The organism is Delftia sp. ZNC0008, from assembly GCF_000799035.1.
Classification (GTDB): Bacteria; Pseudomonadota; Gammaproteobacteria; order Burkholderiales; family Burkholderiaceae_C; genus Comamonas; species Comamonas tsuruhatensis.
On record NZ_JTKZ01000960.1, the window covers coordinates 1 to 6,964 of the forward strand.

At 65.7% G+C, this 6,964-nt stretch carries 5 protein-coding genes; all 5 read left to right on the forward strand.

Annotated elements, in window-relative coordinates; translation table 11 throughout:
• Positions 1 to 898 (forward strand): sigma 54-interacting transcriptional regulator (locus L995_RS30855; RefSeq protein WP_047475290.1); only part of this gene is annotated, 898 nt, incomplete at its 5' end.
• Positions 885 to 1,532, forward strand: coding sequence for a 1,6-anhydro-N-acetylmuramyl-L-alanine amidase AmpD (gene ampD, locus L995_RS30860; protein WP_047475293.1), 648 nt, complete (start codon positions 885 to 887; stop codon positions 1,530 to 1,532). The genes L995_RS30855 and ampD, both read left to right, overlap by 14 nt.
• A 529-nt stretch (positions 1,533 to 2,061) precedes the next feature.
• Positions 2,062 to 4,980 (forward strand): ribonucleoside-diphosphate reductase subunit alpha, encoded by a 2,919-nt coding sequence (locus tag L995_RS30865; RefSeq protein ID WP_047475295.1) that lies wholly within the window; start codon positions 2,062 to 2,064, stop codon positions 4,978 to 4,980.
• 206 nt (positions 4,981 to 5,186) lie between these two features.
• Positions 5,187 to 6,281 (forward strand): ribonucleotide-diphosphate reductase subunit beta, encoded by a 1,095-nt coding sequence (locus L995_RS30870; RefSeq protein ID WP_016448002.1) that lies wholly within the window; start codon positions 5,187 to 5,189, stop codon positions 6,279 to 6,281.
• Positions 6,282 to 6,458: 177 nt separating this feature from the next.
• Positions 6,459 to 6,964: hypothetical protein (locus L995_RS30875; protein WP_047475296.1), on the forward strand; the 506-nt coding region annotated here is incomplete at its 3' end.

Genomic DNA, 6,964 nt, shown 5'->3' on the forward strand with positions numbered 1-6,964 from the left:
CCGCGTCGCCCACGGCCCCATGGTGGCCGTGAACTGCGGCGCCATCCCCGAAAACCTGCTGGAGGCCGAGTTCTTCGGCGCCCGCAAGGGCTCCTATACCGGAGCCACCCAGGACCGCGACGGCTATTTCCAGGCGGCACGCGGCGGCACCCTGTTCCTCGACGAAATCGGCGACCTGCCGCTGCCCATGCAGGCCAAGCTGCTGCGCGCCATCCAGGAACGCCGCGTGCGCCCCCTGGGCTCGGCGCAGGAGGAAGCGGCCGACGTGCGCATCGTCAGCGCCACCCACCGCGACCTGGCCGCCGACGTGCAGGCAGGACGTTTTCGCCAGGACCTGTACTACCGCCTCAACGTCATCGAAGTACTTCTTCCGCCGCTGCGCGAGCGCCGCGAGGACCTGCCCGCGCTGTGCCGTGCATTGCTGGCACGGCTGTCGCAGGAGTCGGGCCTGCCCATGCCCGAGATCGACGAGCGTTCCCTGGAGCAGATCGCCCGCCTGCCCCTGCCCGGCAATGTGCGTGAACTGGAGAACCTGCTGCACCGCGCCATCACGCTGGGCGAGGAAGGGCCGCTGCGCATAGACCCCGAGATGCAGCTGCCCTGCGGCACTCCGCCGGCTCCACCCGCATCGACGCAGACCCAGGCGCACGACGGCGCCGCACCGCCGCCGGAGCCTGCCGACATGGAGCTGCCCCGCGACCTGCAGGCCTGGCTGGACGAGCGCGAGCGCGGCATCCTGGTGCAGGCGCTGCAGGAAAACGGCTTCAACCGCACGGCCACGGCCGCACGCCTGGGGCTGAGCCTGCGCCAGATCCGCTACCGCATCGACCGGCTGAACATCGCCCTGCCCGGCGACGCCAGCGCCGAGGCGGACGGAGGCGGCCATGGCGAAGCCTGATCCGCAGGCACCAGCTACCACGACCACGACCACGGCCCCGGCCTGGACCTGGCAAGGCGGCTGGCTGCAACAGGCACGCCACCTGCCCTCGCCCAACTTCGGCGAGCGCCCGGCCCAGGCCCTGGTCGATCTGGTCGTCGTGCACTCCATCAGCCTGCCCCCCGGCGAGTACGGCACGGGGGCGGTCCAGCAACTGTTCACCAACCAGCTCGACTGGGACGCCCATCCTTACTACCAGGGCATACGCGGCCTGGAGGTGTCGGCCCATTTCTTCGTCACGCGCCTGGGCGAGGTCTGGCAATTTGTGGACTGTGACGCGCGCGCCTGGCATGCGGGCGCCTCCAGCTGGCGCGGCAAGGATCGCTGCAACGACGACTCCATCGGCATAGAGCTGGAGGGCCTGGAGGGACTGCCGTTCGAGCCGGCGCAATATGCGGCCCTGGAGAACCTGTGCGAAGCCATCGCCGCACGCTACCCCGTCGCCCATCTCGCAGGCCATGAGCACATTGCGCCCGGCCGCAAACGCGATCCCGGCCCCGGCTTCGACTGGCCCCGGCTGCGCGGGCTGCTGTCCCGTCACCAGGCCACGGCGAACTGGCAGTTGCCGCCCCGCGCCGGCCAGCCCTCCACGTAAGCACACACCCTCCTGCCGGACTGCGCCAGGCCTTGCACGCAGGCCGGCTTGTCCACAGGCCCAGGAAAAGTGCGCTGTCAATCCAGAAAGCAACCCATGTGGCGCGCAGGCGCACGCCGGGCCGGCCTGATCTTTTTTTACAAATTCACGCATGTGTCGCAGCCCCACTGTTCATGGGGCTTTCGGCGGTCCGACCGGCGCAGCGGCAAGTCTGTAGCGGCTTGCGACAGGCCATCGCCCGCCAGCCACCGCGCAGCGGTGATCTGCTGCTATGGGCTTGCATACTGGGCACTGTTTTGGCGCAGCGCAAACAGCGGTTTTCCGGCCGTGAGTACCCCGTGTACATGAGACGGCGATACACTACAGGTAGTGCCTGAGAGCACGCCGGACACCATATCTAGTGTTCACAAGCTGTGCACACCCTGTGAAAACGGTGTGCACATCCGGCCATCGATTCCATATCCCAGCAAGCCTGCCCCCAGTGCAGGTCCGCGTCCGTTCTATCCACAAACACCCGTTGAGGAAACTCATGCAAGAAGCACTGAATTCTTTGGCTCCCGCTGCGCACGGTGATGCTGCCAATCCTTCCTCCGCCCATCACCTGTCCGTGCAGGACGGCTACCAGATCATCCGCCGCAGCGGCGACGTGGTGCCCTTCACCCCGCAAAAGATCGCCGTCGCGCTGACCAAGGCCTTCCTGGCCGTGCGCGGCGCCCAGGGCGCTGCCTCCGCCAGCGTGCGCGAGACCGTGGACGAGCTCACCCAGGCCGTGGTGCGCGCCCTGCTGCGCTCGCGTCCGGGCGGCGGCACCTTCCATATTGAAGACGTGCAGGACCAGGTCGAGCTGGGCCTGATGCGCGGCGGCCACCACGACGTGGCGCGCGCCTACGTGCTGTACCGCGACCGCCGCAACCAGGAGCGTGCCGAGCAGAAGAAGGCCGCCGAGGCCGCTGCCGCCGCTGCGGCCGCGACCGCCCCCGTGCTGCATGTGACCGACAACGGCCAGCGCGTTCCGCTGGACCAGGCCCGCCTGCTGGCCCTGATCGAGGCCTCCTGCCGCAACCTCAATGCCGACATCCAGGCCGCGCCCATCGTCGCCGAGACGCTGCGCAACCTGTACGACGGCGTGCCGATCGAAGAAGTCTTCAAGGCCTCCATCCTGGCCGCGCGCACGCTGATCGAAAAGGACCCCGACTACACCTACGTCACCGCCCGCCTGCTGCTGCACACCATCGTGCGCGAGGTCATGGGCCATGACGTGCAGCCTGCCGACATCCAGTCGGCCTACGCCGCCTACTTCCCCGGCTTCATCCAGAAGGGCGTGGACAACGAGCTGCTCAACCCTGAGCTGCTGAACTACGACCTGCCCCGCCTGGCTGCCGCCCTCAAGGCCGAACGCGACCAGCAGTTCGACTACCTGGGCCTGCAGACCCTGTACGACCGCTACTTCCTGCACGTGCGCAAGACGCGCATCGAGCTGCCCCAGTCCTTCTTCATGCGCGTGGCCATGGGCCTGGCGCTGCAGGAAGAGGACCGCAACGCGCGCGCCATCGAGTTCTACGAACTGCTGTCTTCCTTCGACTTCATGAGCAGCACGCCCACGCTGTTCAACAGCGGCACGCTGCGCTCGCAGCTGTCTTCGTGCTACCTGACCACGGTGCCCGACGATCTGGACGGCATCTATGAGTCGATCAAGGAAAACGCCCTGCTGTCCAAGTTCGCCGGCGGCCTGGGCAACGACTGGACGCGCGTGCGCGCCCTGGGTTCGCGCATCAAGGGCACGAACGGCGAGTCGCAGGGCGTGGTGCCCTTCCTCAAGGTGGTCAACGACACGGCCGTGGCCGTGAACCAGGGCGGCAAGCGCAAGGGCGCCGTCTGCACGTACCTGGAGACCTGGCACCTGGACATCGAGGAATTCCTCGAGCTGCGCAAGAACACGGGTGACGACCGCCGCCGCACGCACGACATGAACACGGCGAACTGGATTCCCGACCTGTTCATGAAGCGCGTCATGGAAAAGGGCCAGTGGACCCTGTTCTCGCCCTCCGATGTCGGCGACCTGCACGACCTCTTCGGCGCAGCCTTCGAGCGCGCCTACACGGCCTACGAAACCAAGGCCGACACCGGCGAGCTCAAGCTGTTCAAGCGCATCCCGGCCGTGGACCTGTGGCGCAAGATGCTGTCCATGCTGTTCGAGACCGGCCACCCCTGGGTCACCTTCAAGGACCCCTGCAACGTGCGCTCGCCCCAGCAGCACGCCGGCGTGGTGCACTCGTCCAACCTGTGCACCGAGATCACGCTGAACACCAGCGACACCGAGACCGCCGTCTGCAACCTGGGCTCGGTCAACCTGGCGCGCCACATCACCAACGGCGCCATCGACCACGGCAAGCTGCGCAAGACCATCACCACGGCCATGCGCATGCTGGACAACGTGATCGACATCAACTACTACGCCGTGCAGAAGGCCAAGGACTCCAACCTGCGCCATCGCCCCGTGGGCCTGGGCCTGATGGGCTTCCAGGATGCGCTCTATGAAATGCGCATCGCCTACGCCAGCGACGCGGCCGTCGAGTTCGCCGACCAGTCGATGGAAGCCATCTGCTACTACGCCTACTGGGCCTCCACCGAACTGGCCAGGGAACGCGGCCAGTACTCCAGCTACAAGGGCTCGCTGTGGGACCAGGGCATCCTGCCGCTGGACACGCTGAACCTGCTGGAGAAGGCCCGCGGCGGCTACGTGGAAGTGGACCGTTCCTCGCGCCTGGACTGGGATGCGCTGCGCGCCAAGATCGGCCAGCACGGCATGCGCAACTCCAACTGCGTGGCCATCGCCCCCACGGCGACCATCTCCAACATCGTCGGCGTCGATGCCTCCATCGAGCCTTCGTTCGGCAACCTGTCGGTCAAGTCCAACCTGTCCGGCGAGTTCACCGTCATCAACCAGTACCTGGTGCGCGACCTGAAGCGCCTGGGCCTGTGGGACGACGTGATGGTCATGGACCTCAAGCATTTCGACGGCTCGCTGCGCCCCATCGACCGCGTGCCCCAGGACGTCAAGAACCTGTACGCCACCGCCTTCGAGGTCGAGCCCACCTGGCTGGTCGAGGCCGCTGCACGCCGCCAGAAGTGGATCGACCAGGCCCAGAGCCTGAACATCTACATGGCCGGCGCCTCGGGCAAGAAGCTGGACGACACCTACAAGCTGGCCTGGCTGCGTGGCCTGAAGACCACCTACTACCTGCGCACCACCAGCGCCACCAACATCGAGAAGTCCACGGTGCAAAGCCGCGTGCTCAACGCAGTGCCCACGGCTGCCGCCCAGCCCGCTGCCGTGAGCACCTCCAGCGCCCTGGAAGCCGCGGCAGCCGCCGCACGCGCCCAGGCCCCGGCGACGGACATCAAGTTCTGCGCCATCGACGATCCCGGCTGCGAAGCCTGCCAGTAAGCCGCGCAGCGCGGGGCCTCGCCACGGCGCAGGCCCCGCGCCCTGCCCGCCAGCCAGCGCCATGCGCAGGATCTTCGCCATGGACCTTGGGCCTGCTCAACATGCCAGGCCACCCATGGTCCTACATTGACCGGAGCAGAAAGAGAGGCCTCTTTCGCACCGAATGAACTGAACATATGCCTCAGGGCATGCCGGAGAAAATTGCAATGCTGACCTTTGACGACGACGCCACTCTCTCGAACACGCCGACCGGCGCAGGAGCTGCCCCCGCCACCGGCACACACCAGCGCGTCAACGCCGCCGACAAGCGAATCATCAACGCCAAGACCGACGTCAACCAGCTGGTGCCCTTCAAGTACAAGTGGGCCTGGGAAAAGTACCTGGCCACCTGCGCCAACCACTGGATGCCGCAGGAAGTGAACATGAACCGCGACATCGCCCTGTGGAAGGACCCCAACGGCCTGACCGAGGACGAGCGCCGCATCGTCAAGCGCAACCTGGGCTTCTTCGTGACGGCCGACTCGCTGGCTGCCAACAACATCGTGCTGGGCACCTACCGCCACATCACCGCACCCGAGTGCCGCCAGTTCCTGCTGCGCCAGGCCTTCGAGGAAGCCATCCACACCCACGCCTACCAGTACATCGTGGAGTCGCTGGGCCTGGATGAAGGCGAGATCTTCAACGCCTATCTCGAGGTTCCCTCCATCCGCGACAAGGACGAATTCCTGATCCCCTTCATCGAGGCGATCATGGACCCCAGCTTCAAGACCGGCACCTTCGAGACCGACCAGACGCTGCTGAAGTCGCTCATCGTTTTCGCCTGCCTGATGGAGGGCCTGTTCTTCTACGTGGGCTTCACGCAGATCCTGGCCCTGGGCCGTCAGAACAAGATGACCGGCGCTGCCGAGCAGTACCAGTACATCCTGCGCGACGAGTCCATGCACTGCAACTTCGGCATCGACCTGATCAACCAGCTCAAGCTCGAAAATCCGCAGCTGTGGACACCCGAATTCAAGGAAGAAATCACGGCGCTTTTCGTCAAGGCCGTCGAGCTGGAATACCGCTACGCAGAGGACACCATGCCGCGCGGCGTGCTGGGCATGAACGCATCGATGTTCAAGGGCTACCTGCGCTACATCGCCAACCGCCGCGCCACGCAGATCGGCCTGGAGGCCCTGTTCCCGAACGAGGAAAACCCGTTCCCCTGGATGAGCGAGATGATCGATTTGAAGAAGGAACGTAACTTCTTTGAGACACGCGTCATCGAGTATCAAACCGGAGGCGCACTTTCCTGGGATTAATCGCTTCTCTGCAGGCACAATGCGAACCATGACGCGCTTCACGCTTTTGCAATACCGATGGTGTTGCGGCGTGGGGCGTCTCCGTGTTCATTGCGATGCGTCACTCCACATCGCATTGAATCGCTTCGGAGCCCCGTACCCCGAAGTGTTTTGTGCAAATCAACGAAGGAGAAGATGATGGCAACTGCGAAGAAGACGGCCTCTACCAAGGCCCCCACCGACAAGAAGACCACCGCCAAAAAGGCGGCCGCCCCCAAGGCTGAAGCCGTGAAGAAAGCCACGGCCACTGCCAAGGCAGCGCCCGCCAAGAAGGCTGCGGCTCCTGCTGCAAAGAAGGCTGCCGCTCCCGCCAAGAAGGCTGCTGCTCCTGCTGCCAAGAAGGCTGCTGCGCCTGCTGCGAAGAAGGCCGCTGCTCCCGCCAAGAAGGCTGCAGCTCCTGCTGCCAAGAAGGCCGCCGCTCCTGCCAAGAAGGCTGCTGCTCCTGCTGCAAAGAAGGCCGCTGCTCCCGCCAAGAAGGCTGCTGCTCCTGCTGCAAAGAAGGCCGCTGCTCCCGCCAAGAAGGCTGCTGCTACTGCTGCCAAGAAGGCCGCCGCTCCCGCCAAGAAGGCTGCTGCGCCTGCTGCAAAGAAGGCCGCCGCTCCTGCCAAGAAGGCTGCTGCTCCTGCTGCCAAGAAGGCCGCAGC

Excerpts from the sequence above, each read along its gene's own strand:
- ampD (WP_047475293.1), top strand. The coding sequence starts at position 885 with ATGGCGAAGCCTGATCCGCAGGCACCAGCTACCACGACCACGACCACG.
- L995_RS30865 (WP_047475295.1), top strand. The coding sequence starts at position 2,062 with ATGCAAGAAGCACTGAATTCTTTGGCTCCCGCTGCGCACGGTGATGCT.
- L995_RS30870 (WP_016448002.1), top strand. The coding sequence starts at position 5,187 with ATGCTGACCTTTGACGACGACGCCACTCTCTCGAACACGCCGACCGGC.